14 protein-coding genes and 1 tRNA gene are annotated in these 17316 nt (G+C 61.3%); 2 read left to right on the forward strand and 13 right to left on the reverse strand.

What is annotated here, in order from left to right:
* Positions 1–135 precede the first annotated feature (135 nt).
* Positions 136–3639: a DNA polymerase III subunit alpha gene (dnaE, locus tag Q9295_RS11175; RefSeq protein WP_306680648.1), complete on the forward strand. Its 3504-nt coding sequence runs from the start codon at positions 136–138 to the stop codon at positions 3637–3639.
* A gap of 3 nt (positions 3640–3642) precedes the next feature.
* On the opposite strand, the gene Q9295_RS11180 is transcribed toward dnaE, so the two are convergent.
* The 10 genes from Q9295_RS11180 to Q9295_RS11225 form a co-directional block, all read right to left on the reverse strand.
* Positions 3643–4377: a pseudouridine synthase gene (locus Q9295_RS11180; protein ID WP_306680649.1), complete on the reverse strand. Its 735-nt coding sequence runs from the start codon at positions 4375–4377 to the stop codon at positions 3643–3645.
* 136 nt (positions 4378–4513) lie between these two features.
* On the reverse strand, positions 4514–5821 hold the full coding sequence (gene glnT / locus Q9295_RS11185) for a type III glutamate--ammonia ligase (protein WP_306680650.1): 1308 nt from the start codon (positions 5819–5821) through the stop codon (positions 4514–4516).
* A gap of 44 nt (positions 5822–5865) precedes the next feature.
* Positions 5866–7191: an FMN-binding glutamate synthase family protein gene (locus Q9295_RS11190; protein WP_306680651.1), complete on the reverse strand. Its 1326-nt coding sequence runs from the start codon at positions 7189–7191 to the stop codon at positions 5866–5868.
* Positions 7192–7198: 7 nt separating this feature from the next.
* Positions 7199–7888, reverse strand: coding sequence for a GXGXG domain-containing protein (locus Q9295_RS11195; RefSeq protein WP_306680652.1), 690 nt, complete (start codon positions 7886–7888; stop codon positions 7199–7201).
* 4 nt (positions 7889–7892) lie between these two features.
* The gene (locus Q9295_RS11200; RefSeq protein ID WP_306680653.1) at positions 7893–8789 is read right to left on the reverse strand and encodes a class II glutamine amidotransferase; all 897 of its coding nucleotides are present in this window, start codon (positions 8787–8789) and stop codon (positions 7893–7895) included.
* 293 nt (positions 8790–9082) lie between these two features.
* A complete protein-coding gene (locus tag Q9295_RS11205; RefSeq protein WP_306680654.1) occupies positions 9083–9742 on the reverse strand; it encodes a helix-turn-helix domain-containing protein in 660 nt (219 codons plus the stop codon).
* A 192-nt stretch (positions 9743–9934) separates the two neighbouring features.
* Positions 9935–10498, reverse strand: a complete 564-nt coding sequence (locus Q9295_RS11210) for a sarcosine oxidase subunit gamma (RefSeq protein ID WP_306680655.1) — start codon at positions 10496–10498, stop codon at positions 9935–9937.
* On the reverse strand, positions 10491–13403 hold the full coding sequence (locus Q9295_RS11215) for a sarcosine oxidase subunit alpha family protein (RefSeq protein ID WP_306680656.1): 2913 nt from the start codon (positions 13401–13403) through the stop codon (positions 10491–10493). Before Q9295_RS11215 ends, Q9295_RS11210 begins: the two co-directional genes overlap by 8 nt.
* On the reverse strand, positions 13400–13684 hold the full coding sequence (locus Q9295_RS11220) for a sarcosine oxidase subunit delta (protein WP_306680657.1): 285 nt from the start codon (positions 13682–13684) through the stop codon (positions 13400–13402). The genes Q9295_RS11215 and Q9295_RS11220 overlap by 4 nt, the downstream gene beginning before the upstream one ends.
* 10 nt (positions 13685–13694) lie before the next feature.
* Positions 13695–14945, reverse strand: a complete 1251-nt coding sequence (locus tag Q9295_RS11225) for a sarcosine oxidase subunit beta family protein (RefSeq protein ID WP_306680658.1) — start codon at positions 14943–14945, stop codon at positions 13695–13697.
* Positions 14946–15159: 214 nt separating this feature from the next.
* Here Q9295_RS11225 and Q9295_RS11230 point away from each other — a divergent pair, with 214 nt between their 5' ends.
* Positions 15160–15891 (forward strand): hypothetical protein, encoded by a 732-nt coding sequence (locus tag Q9295_RS11230; RefSeq protein WP_306680659.1) that lies wholly within the window; start codon positions 15160–15162, stop codon positions 15889–15891.
* Between the two features lie 114 nt (positions 15892–16005).
* On the opposite strand, the gene Q9295_RS11235 is transcribed toward Q9295_RS11230, so the two are convergent.
* The 3 genes from Q9295_RS11235 to Q9295_RS11245 all read right to left on the reverse strand — a co-directional run bounded on the left by Q9295_RS11235 (position 16006) and on the right by Q9295_RS11245 (position 16875).
* Positions 16006–16081: transfer RNA gene (locus tag Q9295_RS11235), tRNA-Trp, on the reverse strand.
* 160 nt (positions 16082–16241) lie between these two features.
* Positions 16242–16481, reverse strand: a complete 240-nt coding sequence (locus tag Q9295_RS11240) for a hypothetical protein (RefSeq protein WP_306680660.1) — start codon at positions 16479–16481, stop codon at positions 16242–16244.
* Positions 16482–16659: 178 nt separating this feature from the next.
* Complete coding sequence (locus tag Q9295_RS11245) at positions 16660–16875, reverse strand: hypothetical protein (RefSeq protein WP_306680661.1); 216 nt, start codon at positions 16873–16875, stop codon at positions 16660–16662.
* Positions 16876–17316 lie beyond the last annotated feature (441 nt).

A 17316-nucleotide genomic window follows, 5' to 3' on the forward strand; every position in this document is an offset into this window, starting at 1 on the left:
GGGCTTTGGAAGATAATCACGCCGGATTACCCCTGACTTCGCAATAATCAACCAACGGCTTCCGCTGCGCCATGCAGGCCGCGCGCCCTAAGGCCGGGGCTTGCCGCGACAGGCCCCCAGCCCTACCTTGGGCGCATGTCTGGCACGCCTCGATTCATCCACCTTCGCACCCATACCGAACACAGCCTTCTTGAAGGCGCTGTGCCGGTGAAAAAGCTGGTGAAGACCGCCGCTGGTATGAACATGCCCGCCATCGCGGTCACCGATTCCAACAATATGTTCTGTGCCTTGGAGTTTTCCAGCCACGCCAAGGACGCCGGTGTGCAACCGATTGTTGGCTGCCAAATGACGCTGGCCTTTGACCCCGGCCAGCCCGGTGAAAAGCCCCGCGTGCCTGCCCCCTTGGTGCTTTTGGCGCAGACCGAGGCCGGCTACATGAACCTCATGAAGCTGAACTCCTGCCTTTATATGCGGGAAGATGGTCAGCTGCCGCATATCACGCCAGATGAGCTGGAAACCTATGCCGAGGGGCTGATCTGCCTGACCGGCGGTCCGGAAGGCCCCTTGGGCAAGCTTATCCAAGCGGGCCAGACACCAAAGGCCCGCGCTTTGGTCGATCGCCTCGCCGCCGCCTTCCCCGACCGGCTTTATATCGAGCTGCAACGCCACCCGCTGGAAACCGGCCGCCTGCCCCCTGCCGAGGCCGCAACCGAGCGCGCGCAGGTGGAACTGGCCTATGAGCTGGGCCTGCCGCTCGTGGCCACCAATGATGTCTACTTCCCCAAGCCCGATATGTTTGAGGCGCATGATGCGCTCCTCTGCATCGCCGAGGGCGCTTATGTCGACCAGAACGAGCCGCGCCGCCGCCTGACGCCGCAGCATTACTTCAAATCCGAAGCCGAGATGTGCGCGCTTTTCGCCGATCTGCCGGAAGCTTTGGAGAACACCGTCGAGATCGCCAAGCGCTGCGCCTTCATGGCCTATAAGCGCAAACCGATCCTGCCGATCTTCGCCGCCGATGAGGTTGAAGAACTCCGCCGTCAGGCATGGGAAGGGCTTGAGGCCCGCCTCGCCGTGATCCCAATGGCCGCCCCGCGCGAAGAATACGAAGAACGCCTGACCTTCGAGCTGGGCATCATCGAGAGGATGGGCTTCCCCGGCTACTTCCTCATCGTGGCTGACTTCATCAAATGGGGCAAAACCCAAGGCATCCCGGTCGGCCCGGGCCGGGGCTCGGGCGCGGGCTCCTTGGTGGCCTATGTGCTGACCATCACCGACCTTGACCCTTTGCGCTATGCGCTGCTCTTCGAGCGGTTCCTCAACCCCGAGCGGGTCTCGATGCCGGACTTCGATATCGACTTTTGCATGGACCGCCGCGAAGAGGTGATCCGCTACGTGCAAGAGAAATACGGCCGCGACAAGGTGGCCCAGATCATCACCTTCGGCGGCTTGATGTCGAAAGCCGCCGTCCGCGACGTGGGCCGCGTGCTGCAACTCTCCTATGGCCAGGTGGATCGGCTATCGAAGATGATCCCGATGGAAGGGCCGAAGCCCGTCTCCATCACCAAGGCGCTGGCCGATGAGCCGCGCTTGCGCGAAGCCGCCAAGGAAGAGGTGGTGGAACGCCTTCTCAACTATGCCGAGAAGATCGAAGGCCTTTACCGCTCCGCCGGCACCCACGCCGCCGGGGTGGTGATCGGCGACCGCCCCTTGGACGAGCTGGTGCCGCTTTACCGCGACCCGCGCTCGGATATGCCCGCGACCCAGTTCAACATGAAATGGGTCGAAGCCGCCGGTCTGGTGAAGTTCGACTTCCTCGGGCTGAAGACGCTGACCGTCATTCAAGAGGCGATCCGGCTGGTCCTGAAATCGGGCCGCCCCCTGCATGTCGACCAGAACGGCACCCAGCTTTACGAGCCGAAGCCCGGGGCCGAGAATGACATCGGCCATATCCCCTTGGATGACCCGGCCAGCTACAAGCTTTACTCCGAGGCCAAGACCGTCGCCGTCTTCCAGGTGGAAAGCTCGGGCATGATGGATGCGCTGCGGCGCATGAAGCCCACTTGCATCGAAGACATCGTGGCTCTGGTGGCTTTGTATCGCCCCGGCCCTATGGAGAACATCCCCACCTATTGCGAGGTGAAGAACGGGCTGCGCGAGATTGAGCCCCTGCACCCGACCATCGACCATATCCTCAAAGAGACCCAAGGCATCATCGTTTACCAAGAACAGGTGATGCAGATCGCGCAGGTCATGGCGGGCTACTCGCTTGGCGGCGCTGACCTTTTGCGCCGCGCGATGGGTAAAAAAATCGCCGAGGAAATGGCGAAAGAGCGGCCCAAGTTTATCGAAGGCTGCACCAAGACCCACGGCGTTGATGCCAAGAAATCCGGCGAGGTTTTTGACCTGCTGGAGAAATTCGCCAACTACGGCTTCAACAAATCCCACGCCGCCGCCTATGCGGTGGTCAGCTACCAAACCGCATGGATGAAGGCCAACCACCCGGTCGAATTCATGGCCGGGGTGATGAACTGCGACCTTCATCTCACCGAAAAGCTCGCCGTTTATAAGCGCGAATTGGACAAGCTGGGCATCGACACCATCCCACCTTGCCTCAACCGCAGCCTTGAGAAATTCGACACCCGCGAGGGCAAAGTCATCTACGGTCTTGGCGCGCTGAAGAACGTCGGCGTTGATGCGATGTCGCTGATCGTCAATGCGCGCAATGTCGACGGCGTCGAGACGCCCTTTAAATCCATCTTCGATTTCGCCCGCCGGGTGGATCTGAAGCGCGTTGGCAAGCGCCCCTTGGAAATGCTGGCCCGCGCTGGCGCCTTCGACCAGCTCGAGCCCAGCCGCGCGCGGGTGTTTGAGGCTTTGGATTCGCTCGTCGCCTATTCCGCCGCGATCCATGAGGCGAAGAACTCGAACCAAGTCTCGCTCTTTGGCGATTCCGGCTCGGATATCCCCGAGCCGCGGCTGCCGTTCCGTGACGATTGGCTGCCAGTCGAACGCCTCGGCAATGAGCATCTGGCGGTGGGCTTCTACCTCTCGGGCCACCCGCTTGACGATTATATGTCGGCGCTGAAGCGCAAGGGTATTCTCACCCTGACCGAGCTGACCAATAAGGTCGTCGGCAAAGGCAGCCCTTCGGTTGAAAAGATCGCAGGCTCAGTGTCGTCGAAGCAAGAACGCAAATCGGCCAAGGGCAACCGCTTTGCCTTTGTGCAGCTTTCCGACCCGACCGGGCTTTATGAGGTGACGGTCTTCTCCGACACGCTGGAAGCCGCCCGCGATCACCTTGAGCCGGGCAAAAACGTGGTCCTCACCGTCCGCGCCGATCCCGATGGCGATGGCGTCAAGCTTTTGGCCAACTCCGCCGCGCCGATTGATGCGGTGGCCGAACAGGCCGGGGCGCAGCCCATTCGCATCCACCTCAACCGCCCCGAGGCGATCACCTCGCTCGCCTCGCTTTTGTCCTCGGTCAAAGGCCGCAACGCCGCGCAGGTCACGCTTTGCCTGCCCGATGCCGATGGGCGTGAGATTGATGTCTTGTTGCCCAATCGCTACCCGCTCAACCCGCAAATTCGCGGCGCGATCAAGGCGATGACCGGCGTGATGGCGATCGAAGAGCTTTAGCGCTTAAGCAAAGATCAGCGCGATCTCATCGGCATCCAAAAGCTTCGTCTGCCCCGGATCCAGCCCCTCGGGCAGGTGCAAACGCCCCATGCTTTCGCGGTGCAAAGCGGTCACATGATTGCCCACGGCGGCAAACATCCGGCGCACTTGGTGATAGCGCCCCTCGGTCACCGTCAGCCGCGCCTGTCGCTCAGAGATCACCTCCAGCACCGCAGGCTCCAAGGGCTTGGTCTCGCCCTCCAGCATCATCTCTCCGCTGGCAAACATCGCCCCCTCATCGCCGCGCAGATCGCGGTCCAACGTCGCCAGATAGCTTTTCGTCACATGCATCTTGGGGCTGATGACCCGGTGCAACAAAGCCCCGTCATCGGTCATCAACAAAAGCCCCGAGGTCTGCTTATCCAGCCGCCCAATCGTCGAGATCATCGGATCGCGCCGCCGCCACCGCTCGGGCAAAACCTCATAAACCAGCGCGCCCTCTTCTTTATGCGAGCAGGTCATCCCCAAAGGTTTGTTCAGCATCAAAACCAGCCCTTGCAGCGGGTCCAAAGCCTTGCCCGCCACCCGCATCCGCTGCGGCAAATCCGGGTTCAGCGCGATGCGGTCACTGACATCCGCCAAAGCCTGACCATCGAGCTTAATCCCGCCCGCCTTTGCCAATGCCGCCATCTCACGGCGCGAGCCATAGCCCATCGAGGACAAAAGTTTATCAATCCGGGCGGTGGGAAGCTTGGCCATCTTGGCTCCAACATCTTAAGCGGCGCTGGCCTTCCGCTCTAATCCCATCCCTCCCGCAAAGCCAGCCAAAGACAAAAGGCCCCGGGCCACAAGGGTCCGGGGCAGGCATTGACCAAGACTAAGGGGAACCTCTCGGTCAGATATCCAAAGTGTTCTGCAACTCCCAGCTCGACATATGCGAGACGTAGCTTTCCCACTCTTTATGCTTGGTCTTCAGATAGGCAGCCGAGAAATCGTTGCCCATCAGCCCCTTCAGCGTGGTGTCCTTGTCATAAGCCCGCAAAGCGTCCAGCAGGTTCAACGGCAGACGCGGCGCGTTTTTGATCTTATGGCCCTCTTGGTACATATCGATGTCCAAGCGCTTGCCCGGATCGGCCTTGGTGCGAATGCCGTCCAGACCCGCCGCCACGATCACCGCCTGCATCAGATAGGCATTGGCCGCGCCATCGGGCAACCGCAGCTCAATCCGCCCCTTGCCCGGCACCCGCACGAGGTGGGTGCGGTTGTCGCCCGACCAAGTCACGGTATTCGGCGCCCAAGTCGATCCCGAAGAGGTGCGCGGCGCGTTGATGCGCTTATAGCTGTTCACCGTCGGATTGGTGATCGCCGCCAAGGCCGAGGCGTGCTTCATGATGCCGCCCAAGAAATGCTTGCCCTTGGCCGAGAGGCCCAGCTCACCTTCCTTGTCGTAGAAGGCATTGTCTTTGCCATCCAAGCTCCAAGCCGAAATATGCGCATGCATGCCCGAGCCGGTCAGTTGCAAGAAGGGCTTGGGCATGAAAGTCACCCGCAGCCCGTGCTTTTCCGCCACCGAGCGCAGCATGAATTTGAAGAATTGCAGCTTGTCTGCGGTCTTCAGCACATCGTCATATTTCCAGTTCATCTCGAACTGGCCATTGGCGTCCTCGTGGTCGCTTTGGTAGGGCTCCCAGCCCAGATCCAGCATATAATCGCTGACTTCGGCGATCATATCATAGCGGCGCATAATGGCTTGCTGATCGTAGCACGGCTTGGCGGCGCAGTCGAAAGCATCGGCGATTTGGTCGCCTTCAGGGCTTAGAATAAAAAATTCCGGCTCAACGCCGGTTTTCACACGCAATCCTTCTTTCGCGGCTTCGTCGATGACGCGGCGCAGCACGTTCCGCGGGGCCTGCGCAAGCTCATCGCCTTCCATGCTGCAATTGGCCGGAACCCACGCCACTTCGGGTTTCCAAGGCAGCTGAATCACTGCCTCTGGATCGGGCATCCCCAGAGTATCAGGATGCGCCGGCGTCACATCGAAACCGGCGGCAAATCCGGCGAAACCTGCGCCGCCGGAAACCACATCATTGATCGCCTGAGCGGGGACCAGCTTTGCGCGCTGGGCCCCGGCCAGATCGGTGAAAGACACCATGAAGTATTTGACGCCTTTGTCCTTTGCCCATTTGGCAAGGTCGTTCGACATTCGTTTAGCTCCCTGATTATTTTATATTTTTTATTATTATTTACTTAGAAACCGTTGCGGCCGGGGACCCAGTTCGTCCCTGCCAGCGGCACTCCCGACATTGCGGAAGCTTCGATGGTCAAAGCGCACAGATCCTCGGGCTCAAGGTTATGGAGGTGATTCTTGCCGCAGGCGCGGGCAATGGTCTGCGCCTCTAGCGTCATCACCTTCAGATAGTTCTTCAGACGGCGACCGCCCAAAACCGGGTCGAAACGCTTCATCAGCTCGGGGTCTTGCGTGGTGATCCCGGCCGGGTCTTTGCCCTCATGCCAATCGTCATAGGCACCCGCAGTGGTGCCCAGCTTTTGGTATTCAGCCTCCAAAGCCGGGTCGTTGTCGCCCAAAGCGATCAGTGCCGCGGTGCCGATGGCCACAGCATCCGCACCCAAAGCCATTGCCTTGGCCACATCCGCGCCAGACCGGATACCGCCCGAGACGATCAGCTGCACTTTGCGGTGCATGCCAAGGTCTTGCAGCGCCTTCACGGCTTGGCCGATGCAAGCCAGGATCGGCATGCCGACATGTTCGATGAACACGTCTTGCGTCGCCGCCGTGCCACCTTGCATCCCGTCCAGGACCACCACGTCAGCGCCAGCTTTCACCGCCAAAGCGGTGTCGTAATAAGGCCGCGCGCCGCCGACTTTCACATAGATCGGTTTTTCCCAATCGGTGATTTCGCGCAGCTCAAGGATCTTGATCTCAAGATCATCCGGGCCGGTCCAGTCGGGGTGACGGCAGGCCGAGCGCTGGTCGATGCCCTTGGGCAAGTTGCGCATATTGGCCACGCGATCCGAGATCTTTTGGCCCAGAAGCATACCGCCGCCGCCGGGCTTGGCGCCTTGACCGACCACAACCTCGATCGCATCTGCACGGCGCAAATCGTCGGGGTTCATGCCATAACGGCTGGGAAGGTATTGATAGACCAGCGTTTTGGAATGGCCGCGCTCTTCCTCGGTCATGCCGCCGTCACCGGTGGTGGTCGAGGTGCCCGCTTCCGAGGCGCCACGGCCAAGCGCTTCTTTCGCCGGGCCCGACAAAGCGCCAAAGCTCATGCCCGCGATGGTGATCGGGATATCCAGATGGATCGGTTTCTTGGCAAAGCGCGTGCCCAGCCAAACGTCGGTCGCGCATTTCTCGCGGTAGCCTTCCAGCGGATAGCGCGAGATGGAAGCGCCAAGGAACAGCAGATCATCGAAATGCGGCAGATGGCGCTTGGTGCCAGCCCCACGGATATCATAGATGCCCGAGGCCGCAGCACGGCGGATCTCGGCATTCACAGCCGGGGTGAAAGTGGCCGAAAAGCGGGGCGGGGTGGTGGGAAAATCGCTCATATGGACCTCAGTAGGCCGACGCGTTGTCGATGTTGAAATTGTAAAGCTGACGGGCCGAGCCATAGCGACGGAACTCTTCCGGCTTGGCTTTCGCATCCGCCTCGCCGCGCCGCAGCAGGTCTTCCAAAATCTGGTAATGCTCGTCGCGCATCTCTTTTTCGATGCAATCTGCGCCCAAGGATTTCACCTTGCCACGCACGAAGAGCCGCGCTTCATAAAGGCTGTCGCCCAAGGCCTCACCCGCGTCGCCCAGCACCACCAGATTGCCCGATTGGCCCATGAAGGCCGACATATGGCCGATGCTGCCATGCACGACGATGTTGATGCCCTTCATCGACACGCCGCAACGCGACGAGGCATCGCCCTTGATGACCAAGAGCCCGCCGCGCCCGGTGGCCCCGGCATATTGGCTGGCATTGCCGTCGATGATGACGGTGCCCGACATCATGTTTTCGGCCACACCCGGCCCGGCCGAGCCTTTGACACGGATCGTCGCCAGCTTGTTCATCCCGGCGCAGTAATAGCCGGTCGAGCCGCGCACGGTGATATCGACTTCGGCGTCCACACCGGCCGCAATGGCATGAGCGCCTTTGGGATTAACCACTTCCCATTTCGTCATATTGGTCTGGCCCTTCAGGGCATGCAGCGCCGAGTTCAGCGCCCGCAGGCCCTCTTTGCCAAGATCAAAGCTCTGCATCTTCTCAACGCTCCCAGAAATAGACGGTGGCGGGCTCGGGCTCCCAAACACGGGCGTCTTCGATGCCCGGCAGGTTCACCAGCGCGCGATATTCGCTGCCAAAGGCGACATATTGGTCGGTCTCGGCCATAACGGCGGGCTTGCAAGCGATCGGATCCCGCACCACGCCAAAGCCGTTCTTGGTGCCGACGACGAAGGTGTAGAAGCCGTCAAGATCGTCCAGCCCCGAGGTCAAAGCCTCGCCCAAGGATTGGCCCTCTTCCAGCTTTTGGCTGACATAAGCGGCGGCGACTTCGGTGTCGTTCTGCGTCTCAAAGGTCTTGCCCAGACGGATCAGTTCCCGGCGCAGACCGTTGTGGTTCGAGAGCGAGCCATTGTGCACCAAGCATTGATCCGAACCGGTCGAGAACGGATGCGCGCCCATCGTGGTCACCGCCGATTCGGTCGCCATACGGGTGTGGCCAATGCCGTGGGTGCCGTGCATTTTCGACACATCGAACCGGGCCGCCACATCTTTCGGAAGACCCACTTCCTTAAAGATTTCAATGCTGTCCCCCACGCTCATCACTTTGATGCTGGGCCGCAAAGAGGCCAGCGCCGAGCGGGCGGCTGCGATTTGATCTTCGGGCAACTCCAAGACCGCATGGGTGCTTTTCACCAGCATGGTCACCGGCTGGCCCAGCGCCTCATGCAGCGCGCCGTCAAGCCCGTCGAAATCCACCTCAGGCTGCGGCGATTGGATGGTGATCTTGCCAAGGCCATCGCGGGCCCCAGAGTAAATAGCGATACCTGCGGAATCCGGCCCCCGGTCGGTCATGGTGACCAACATCTCGGTCAGCATCTCGCCCAGTTTCGGTTCCAGCTTCGGGTCCTTCAAAAAAAGCCCAACGATGCCACACATGGATTCGTCTCCCTGACGCGTTCTGGATCAAACGCTAGCAGCTAAGATTCACTCCATCAACTCACAAGAAACTTTTTTTCCTGCACATTAAATCAGCACCTTAGTCGGGCCGCTGAACGGGTGTTTTGAGCAGCTCTGAAGGGGTTTTGACTGCTGGACACTCAGCAACCGGCCAGCGCAAAACGCCCCTTGCGGCCAGTTTGGGCCGAGGGGCGCACAGCGTTTGCGTGTCAGTTTAGACGTTAAAAGCCCAAAGTCGGCGCGACGATCCTTAGGAGGCGGAAGCCGCCCGCTTAGCCTTGCGGATAGGCGATCACCGACAGATAGCGCGCTGGCAGTTTGACCAAAACCTCGGGCCCATGCGGCGCATCTGCGTCGAAAAAGAGCGAATCCCCCGGCTTCAGCGCATAAACCTGATCGCCGTGGCGGTAATCCACCTCGCCCTCAAGCATGAACAAAAGCTCCAACCCCTCATGCTGGAAGGCCGGGAAAGTGTCGCTCTCGGTCGTCAGCGTGATCATATAGGGCTCAACCACCACGCCCGAGGAGTTCGACCCGATATGACCGAGAAGGTTATATTGGTGCCCCGCCCGCGTACCGCGCCGCTCGATCTCGATATGCTCGCCCGCCTTCACATGCTGCGCCTCGCGCCGCTCTTCATAGCTTTTGAAGAATGAGGTCACCGGCACCGAAAACGCATGGCTCAGCACCTGCAATGTCGTCAGCGAGGGCGAGGTATTGCCGTTTTCAATCTTCGACAACATGCCAATGGAAAGCCCGGTCACCGCCGCCAGATCAGCCACCGTCATGCCCTGCTGGCGGCGGAAGTTGCGCACCTCACGGCCAATGGCGGCTTCAAGATTGCGCTCTGCCACCTCGCGAACGCGGTGTGGGTCTTGAACAAAGGCGGGCTTGCCGCGCGGCAGGCTAGGCTGGTCGGAAGGGTTATCCATAGGGGCCTCAGCAAGGGCAACGGGGAAATGATACGGCGTCCTCCCTTATAGGGGAACAACCTTGATGAAAATGCACCAGCCGCCGTGGCATTCTTGGCGCGACGACCATCGTTTTCGTCCCCAAAGGCCCAAGCCCGCACCTTTGGCAAAGCCTCTTGTGGCCAAAGGCGCAGGCCCCCGGCCACAAGTTGGTTACAACAGGGACGCCGCCGTCACCTCAAGCGCATGCAAAAGGCTTTGCGCCGAGGAACGCCCCCCATAGATCGTCAGCGCGCCGCTGGTGTGGCGGATCAGATAGCAGCCCATATGCTCAATCACCGTGCGGGTGGCGTAACCATCCGCCGCCCGCGCGAAATCGACATTGCACAGCTTCTCAACCAGCGCCGCCAGATTTGTGCCCAAGACATCGAACCGCACCCAAGCATCGGTCTGCTCGGTGATCGAGGCCGCCTCACCGAAGATCGGCTTCACCACGGCCACGATATCCTCATGGCTGGCGAAAGGTGCCTCCACAAACCACATCTCCGGCGCGACCCAGAAGCCTGCGTAAAGCGGGCCAGCCGTGAAACGGGCCGGGCCGGGCAGCGGGATGCCCGCGGCGGCCGCGGCCGAGGCCACCTCCGCCTCGCGCCCCCGCCGACTGGCGACCGAGGCCAAGGCCACATCAAAGCGCTCTTCGATCCGGTAAGGACCGATCACGCGGGTTTGCGGGGCCGCTTGGCCCAATGCCGTCAAGGCGTGCAAGGTATCAGCCACGGAGCCTCTCCCCTTCGGGATCAAAGAAATGCGGGGACACGATCTCGACCAAGGTCTCTTGGACCGGCTTCGCCAGCAGGTTCACCGCCCGCATCTGCGTGCCGATCTTCTGATCCCCAGCCTTAAGGTAGCCCAGCGCGATGTCGCAGCCCAAATGCGGGCTATAGACTTTCGAGGTCAGCCATCCGCCGTCATTTTCAATGACCGGCGCCGCGCCAATTGCAAGGAAGTGGCTGCCGGCCGTCAGCTTGCCGTCCTTATGGACCGGCTTCACCCCGACCAAACGATAGCCATTGGGGTCCAGCAAAGCCTCGCGCTGGCTCAGCACCATGCCGATGGAGTCCTTCTTCTTCGACACCATCTTGCCAAGGCCCATGTTCAGCGCCGAGGACTGACCGTTCAGTTCATTGCCCGCCACATGGCCCTTCTCAACCCGCATGACGCCCAAAGCCTCGGTGCCGTAAACGATGGCATCGAACTCGCGCCCCGCTTCCATCAGCTTGCGCACCAAAGCATCGCCGTAGCGCGTCGGCACCGCGATCTCATAGGCCAACTCGCCCGAGAAGGAGATGCGGAACAGACGCCCACGGATGCCACCCACGGTGATCGCCCCTGCCCCCATATAGGGGAAGGCCGCATCCGAGATGTCCTGATCGACGACCTTTTCCAACAACTTCCGCGCATTCGGTCCTGCGACCGAGAATTGCGCCCAAGCCTCGGTGGTCGAGATCAGTTGCACATCCATATCCGGCCAAAGCACTTGGCGCGCATATTCCAGATTGCGGAACACCAGCACGGCATTGGCCGTGGTCGTGGTCATCACATATTCATTCTCGCCCAGACGTGCGGTGGTGCCATCGTCATAGACCATGCCATCTTCGCGCAGCATCAGCCCGTAGCGGCATTTGCCAACCGCCAGCGAGGCGAAGTTATTGGCATAGACCTTATCCAAGAATGCAGCCGCATCGGTGCCTTGGATGTCGATCTTGCCAAGCGTGGTCACATCGCAAATGCCAACCGACTTCCGCGTCGCCAAGACCTCACGATCCACGCTTTCGCGCCAATGCGTCTCACCGGCTTTCGGCAGCCATTGGCTGCGCAGCCACATGCCGACCTCGACAAAGACCGCACCCTGCTCTTCGGCCCATTTGTGGCTGGGCGTCAGACGGAAGGGTTTGAACTCTTTGCCACGCGAGCGACCCGCAAGCGTCCCCATCGCCACCGGCGTATAGGGCGGCCGGTAGATCGTGGTGCCGGTCTCGGGGATGGTCTTGCCGGTCAGGCCCGCCATCACCGCAAGACCCAAGACGTTGCCGGTCTTGCCCTGATCGGTCGCCATGCCAAGCGTGGTGTAGCGCTTCAAATGCTCAACAGAGGTGAAGTTCTCTTGCTGGGCAAGCTTTACATCTTTCAGCGTCACATCGTTTTGCTGATCGATCCAAGCCCGGCCCTTGCCGCCCGCGACATACCATTTCGGCGAGATCGCAACCGGCGCATCCTCGGCCTGCGGCAATGCATCCGCCTTGGCCGCAATCCCCAGATCAGCCAGCGCCGCAATCGCCTGCGCTTGGCCCGTCGCCAAAGCGCCATGGGTCGAGAGCGCACCCGCCGCAGCACCCGCCGCCGTCAGCCCAACCGGCCCATCTTCCCCCGGCACGAAGGCGGCAATCGCCTCCTCCCAAACGGGGCGCGAGCGGTGGTGCGAGGTGATATTGACGTTGGGGTTCCAACCACCCGAGACACCAAGCGCGTCGCAAGCAATGGTCTCAACCTTGCCATTGCTGCGAATGGTCACCGACTTCAGCCCCAAACGGCCCGAGGTATCAATCACCTCTTCGCCCTTGCGGGCATCGATGACGCGGACCTCAAGCCCTTTGGCACGCAGATCGCTTGCCGTGCGCAAGCCATCGTCATTATTGGTGAAAACCGCAACCTTGCGGCCCACCGCCACGCCCCAACGGTTGGCATAGGCGCGCAAGGCACCCGCCAGCATCACGCCGGGACGGTCGTTGTTTTCAAAGGCGATCGGACGCTCGGTCGCCCCGCCCGCCAGCACCGCGCGGCGCGAATAGATCCGCCACAGGGTCTGCCGCACTTTGCCCTTCATCGGCACCGCCAGATGGTCCGAGACCCGCTCCACCGCGCCATAGATGCCGTGGTCAAACGCGCCGATAATCGTGGTGCGCGGCATCAGCCGCACATTCGGCATCGCGGCCAGTTCCAGCACCTGCGCCGCCGCCCAATCGGCCCCCGCCTGCCCGCCGACTTCCAGCGTCTCGGCCTTCAAACGGCCACCCATGCGAAAATCTTCATCCGCCAGAATAACTTGCGCACCTGCGCGGCCAGCAGTCAAAGCCGCCGACAGACCCGCCGGACCCGCACCGATGATCAGAAGATCGCAGTGCAAAAAGCCCTTGTCGTAAGAATCGGGGTCTTCCTGCCGCGTCAGCGCGCCCAGACCTGCGGCTTTGCGGATGATCGGCTCATAGAGCTTTTCCCAAAACGCCGCCGGCCACATGAAGGTCTTGTAGTAAAAGCCCGCCGTCAGGAAGGTGTTCAACCGGTCATTGATCGCCAAAGCATCGAACTTCAGGCTCGGCCAAGCGTTCTGGCTCCTCGCCTCCAGCCCGTCGAAGAGTTCAGCCACCGTTGCCCGCGTGTTCGGCTCTTGCCGCGCGCCCGAGCGCAGATGGACCAAAGCATTGGGCTCTTCCGAACCCGCCGACAAAGGCCCGCGCGGGCGGTGATATTTGAAGCTGCGGCCCATAAGGCGCACGCCATTGGCCAAGAGAGCCGAGGCCAAAGTGTCCCCCGCATGGCCTTGATAGCTTTTGCCATCAAAACGGAAGCTCAGGGTCTTGGAGCGGTCGATCTGGCCGCCAGAGATACGGTTTGATTGGCTCATTTGCTGCGCCCCATGGCTTTGGCGACATCGCGGGCCAGTTCAACCCGGGAAATCTCATGCGTCAGGGTGTTGCGCGTCACCACCAGCCAAGAGCGGTCGCCCTGCTCGTGATACCACAGCTCGCGATGCTCCCCGGCGGGGTTGTCGCGATGATAGAGCCACTCATGAAACTCTTCGATGCCCGCGCTCATACCGTCGGGGCGGTTCATCATCTCGGCCGCGCCCAGATAGACAAACTCTTGGCTGTCCCGCGGCCCAAGGATGGGATGGTTGATGATCATCTTTTTGCCCTCAGTGCAGGTTCGGCTGGGCGCCTTGGCCCTTTTCGTCGATCATCTTCCCCTTCAGGAAGCGGTCGAGGCGGTAGGCCGTCGCCACTTTATGCGGCGCGTCCTTGGCCATCAGATGCGCAAAGCACCAGCCAGAGGCCGGGGTCGCCTTGAAGCCGCCGTAGCACCAGCCGCCGTTGAAATAGAGCCCGTCGACAGGGGTCTTATCGATGAAGGGAGAGCCATCCATCGACATATCCATCACCCCGCCCCAAGTGCGCAGCAGGCGCGCGCGACCGATGGCGGGCATCAGGGCCATACCGCCCTCGGCCACATCCTCGATCACCGGCAAATTGCCGCGTTGGGCATAGGTGTTGTAGCCGTCGATATCGCCGCCGAAGACCAGACCACCTTTGTCGGATTGGCTGACGTAGAAATGCCCGGCGCCAAAGGTGATGACACCATCGATCAACGGCTTCAGCCCTTCAGAAACAAAGGCTTGCAGAACATGGCTTTCAATCGGCAGGCGCATGCCCGCATGGGCCATCACCCGGCTGGAAGAGCCCGCAACCGCCACGCCAACCTTCTTAGCACCGATGAACCCGCGCGAGGTCTCAACCCCAAGGATCTTGCCGTTTTCAATCCGCATCCCCGTCACTTCGCAGTTCTGGATCAGATCGACGCCCCGGCTGTCAGCCCCGCGCGCATAGCCCCAAGCCACCGCATCATGCCGCACCGTGCCACCGCGCCGCTGCGCCAGACCGCCCTTGATCGGGAAGCGCGCATCGTCAAAGTTCAGCCAAGGATACATCGCCCGGATCTGCTCACGGTCCAGCAAATCGGCATCCGCGCCGTTCAGGATCATCGCATTGCCGCGCCGGGTGAACGCATCGCGCTGCGCATCCGAATGGATCAGGTTCAAAATCCCGCGCTGGCTGACCATGGCGTTATAGTTGAAATCCTGCTCCAGCCCTTCCCAAAGCTTCAGCGAGAATTCGTAGAACGGCTCATTGCCATCCAGAAGGTAGTTCGAGCGGATGATCGTGGTGTTGCGGCCCACGTTGCCGCCGCCGAGATAGCCCTTCTCGATCACCGCGATGCGCTTCTGGCCAAACTCCTTGGCCAGATAATAAGCCGTGGCAAGACCATGCCCGCCGCCGCCCACGATGATATAATCATATTCAGCCTGCGGAGCAGGATCGCGCCACACGGGCTTCCACCCTTTGTGGCCGGTCAGCGCCTCGGCGATCACCCGGAAACCGGAATAGCGCATCTGCGCCCCCTTCTGTCTGTTCGGGCCATTTCTACTGCTGCCCCGGCGCGACAGGCGCTGGTTTTCGACAGCGGCTTGCTGATTTTCGCCATCGAGGCTTCGCGCGATGGTGCTCTGCCTTGGATGTAGACCAAAGCCGCCACAATAACGCCGGGTTGCAGCGGCAAAGCCCAAGACAACACCAGCGCGAGACGGCCCGCCCATGCAGATCCCTATGAACCAGCAACAAGAATTCCACGCCCGCCTTGAGCGAATCAAGAAAAGCGCCCGCAAAGCGCCTGACCCGCAGCAAAACTACGGTCGCTCCTTGCGCAGCGCGGCCCCTATGGCGGCACCGCGCCGGGGGTCCTGGCTCAGCCGCATCCTTGGCGGGCTGTTGGGCATGGTCATCGGCGTTGTCGCGGTTCTGCCTGCCCGCTGGCTGATTGAAAGCTATCTGCCGCCAGATGCCACCGTCTCACCCGAGATGATGATGCTGGCGACCGGCATTTTGGGCCTCGTCATCGCGCTCTTCTTGGCAATGGTGCTGCGGATCAGCTCGCTGACCGGCGCTGCCTTGCAGTTTGTCACCGTGGCGCTGGCCAGCAGCGGCTTTCACAACTTCGCCCATTACGCGCCCGAGCCGATGGCGAAGATCTTCTCGGCCGAGCAAGTGGCGGCTTGGCGCGAGGCTGAACCGGCTGGCAGTCTGGTCTTCCTCAACCACCGAATCACGTTGGCCTCCCTCCTGCCCGCCTCTGATCTCTTAGAGGCACCAGCCACCGCCGCCGCAGAGCCCGAGGTGCCCACAGCCGAACCAGCCCCGGCTGGAACGACCTCGGTCGAACCGATGGCAACCGAAACGACCGCCGCCGCCGCAACCGAAGCTGCCCCAACCGAAGCTGCCACAACCGTGCCGGAACTGCCGCAAAGGCTTAAGCTCGACAGCGAAAAGCCGCAGCCCTAAGGCGCGCACAAAAGCCGAAGCCCGCCGCAGCGACTCGCGGGCTTCGGCGCAAAGCATCATGCCAAGACCCAAGGCCAAGCTTGGATGCGGCGGATCATTTTCAATGGAAGGAAATGGCAGGGGCAGCAGGGCTTGAACCCGCGACCTACGGTTTTGGAGACCGTCGCTCTACCAACTGAGCTATACCCCTACGTTGGGGCCCCGTTTAGGTTTTTGCACCAACCCCGTCAAGACGTTATCATGCAAAGATGCGCATTCGGCAGCGCCTTCTTAGCCCCCGCGCGCCGAAGCCCCGCCTGGGCCTCCGGCCAAAGCCGCCGCCTTGCCCAAAGATGGCAATGGCGGCGTTTTCACCTATAGGGGTTCAGGATCGCATAGATCTGCGCTGGGATGTCGAAACCATCACCGCTGTGCAGCGCATTGGACAGCGCCCCCACCTGTGCGGGCGTCAGATTGCTCAGATCGGCATTGGGCGCATAGGTCCGAATCTCAGCCTGCTCGACAGCGCTCAGCCCCGGCGCGGTTGGCGCACAGGCGCCAAGCCCGCAAACCAGCATCAGACAAACGGAAAGACGAAAGCTTGGCAGCATAATCAAAGGCCTCTGGCGCAAAGAGATTCGGCGCCAAACCTTGCAGAGCGCCGCTGCCGCCACCCTAGCCCGCCGCCCCTTCATTGCAAGCCAAGGCCGAAATGTTTTGCGCCCGCCCCTGATCTCAGGGACGGGCGCTCAGTCTTGGGGAGGTTGGCCGCCAGAGCGGCCCAGAGGATTAGTTCAGGATCGAGTAGATTTGCGCGGCGATGTTGCCGTCGCCGCTGGCGATCGCTGCGGTGATGGCATTGGCTTGCGCGGCGGTCACGTTGGTCAGGTCAGCGTTCGGGGCATATTGCTTGACCTCGAAAGTCTCCGTCGCGGTCAGGCCAGCGGCAAAAGCGGCCGGAGCGAATGCGGTCAAAGCTGCTGCGAAAAGAGCGATACGTTTCATCATCATAGTCCTTGTACTTGGGCCAATCCGTGGCCCCGGGTTCAGGGCGTCACCGCCTCTGCACGACAGGAGATGGACCCAACCGCGCGGGAAGGGAAATCACAGCTCCCTCACAGGAAGATCACAGCTTTATGTCACCCTCGTGAGTTGCGCGCCGCTTCCGCGCAACGCCAAAGCAAAACCGACAAGAACCGGCCAGAACCGCCTCACGCCAGCGTGAGACTTGGTGATATCCCCCCTCCGCACCCCCTCTTGCACGAGGCCCTGTGCAACCTTGCACAGATCGCCACTTCCGCCTTGCACCAAGCAAAAAGGCCGCCCCAAGGGGCGGCCTTTCGCAAGATGAGCGGGGGCCAAGGCCCCGCGCTTTATCGTCAGATCAGGCGATGATCTTGGACACAACACCTGCGCCGACAGTGCGGCCACCTTCGCGGATCGCGA

This window comes from Pseudogemmobacter lacusdianii (assembly GCF_030848395.1).
Classification (GTDB): Bacteria; Pseudomonadota; Alphaproteobacteria; order Rhodobacterales; family Rhodobacteraceae; genus Pseudogemmobacter; species Pseudogemmobacter lacusdianii.

Coding starts and splice junctions, on each gene's coding strand:
- dnaE (WP_306680648.1), top strand. CDS start 136: ATGTCTGGCACGCCTCGATTCATCCACCTTCGCACCCATACCGAACAC.
- Q9295_RS11180 (WP_306680649.1), bottom strand. CDS start 4,377: ATGGCCAAGCTTCCCACCGCCCGGATTGATAAACTTTTGTCCTCGATG.
- glnT (WP_306680650.1), bottom strand. CDS start 5,821: ATGTCGAACGACCTTGCCAAATGGGCAAAGGACAAAGGCGTCAAATAC.
- Q9295_RS11190 (WP_306680651.1), bottom strand. CDS start 7,191: ATGAGCGATTTTCCCACCACCCCGCCCCGCTTTTCGGCCACTTTCACC.
- Q9295_RS11195 (WP_306680652.1), bottom strand. CDS start 7,888: ATGCAGAGCTTTGATCTTGGCAAAGAGGGCCTGCGGGCGCTGAACTCG.
- Q9295_RS11200 (WP_306680653.1), bottom strand. CDS start 8,789: ATGTGTGGCATCGTTGGGCTTTTTTTGAAGGACCCGAAGCTGGAACCG.
- Q9295_RS11205 (WP_306680654.1), bottom strand. CDS start 9,742: ATGGATAACCCTTCCGACCAGCCTAGCCTGCCGCGCGGCAAGCCCGCC.
- Q9295_RS11215 (WP_306680656.1), bottom strand. CDS start 13,403: ATGAGCCAATCAAACCGTATCTCTGGCGGCCAGATCGACCGCTCCAAG.
- Q9295_RS11220 (WP_306680657.1), bottom strand. CDS start 13,684: ATGATCATCAACCATCCCATCCTTGGGCCGCGGGACAGCCAAGAGTTT.
- Q9295_RS11225 (WP_306680658.1), bottom strand. CDS start 14,945: ATGCGCTATTCCGGTTTCCGGGTGATCGCCGAGGCGCTGACCGGCCAC.
- Q9295_RS11230 (WP_306680659.1), top strand. CDS start 15,160: ATGAACCAGCAACAAGAATTCCACGCCCGCCTTGAGCGAATCAAGAAA.
- Q9295_RS11240 (WP_306680660.1), bottom strand. CDS start 16,481: ATGCTGCCAAGCTTTCGTCTTTCCGTTTGTCTGATGCTGGTTTGCGGG.
- Q9295_RS11245 (WP_306680661.1), bottom strand. CDS start 16,875: ATGAAACGTATCGCTCTTTTCGCAGCAGCTTTGACCGCATTCGCTCCG.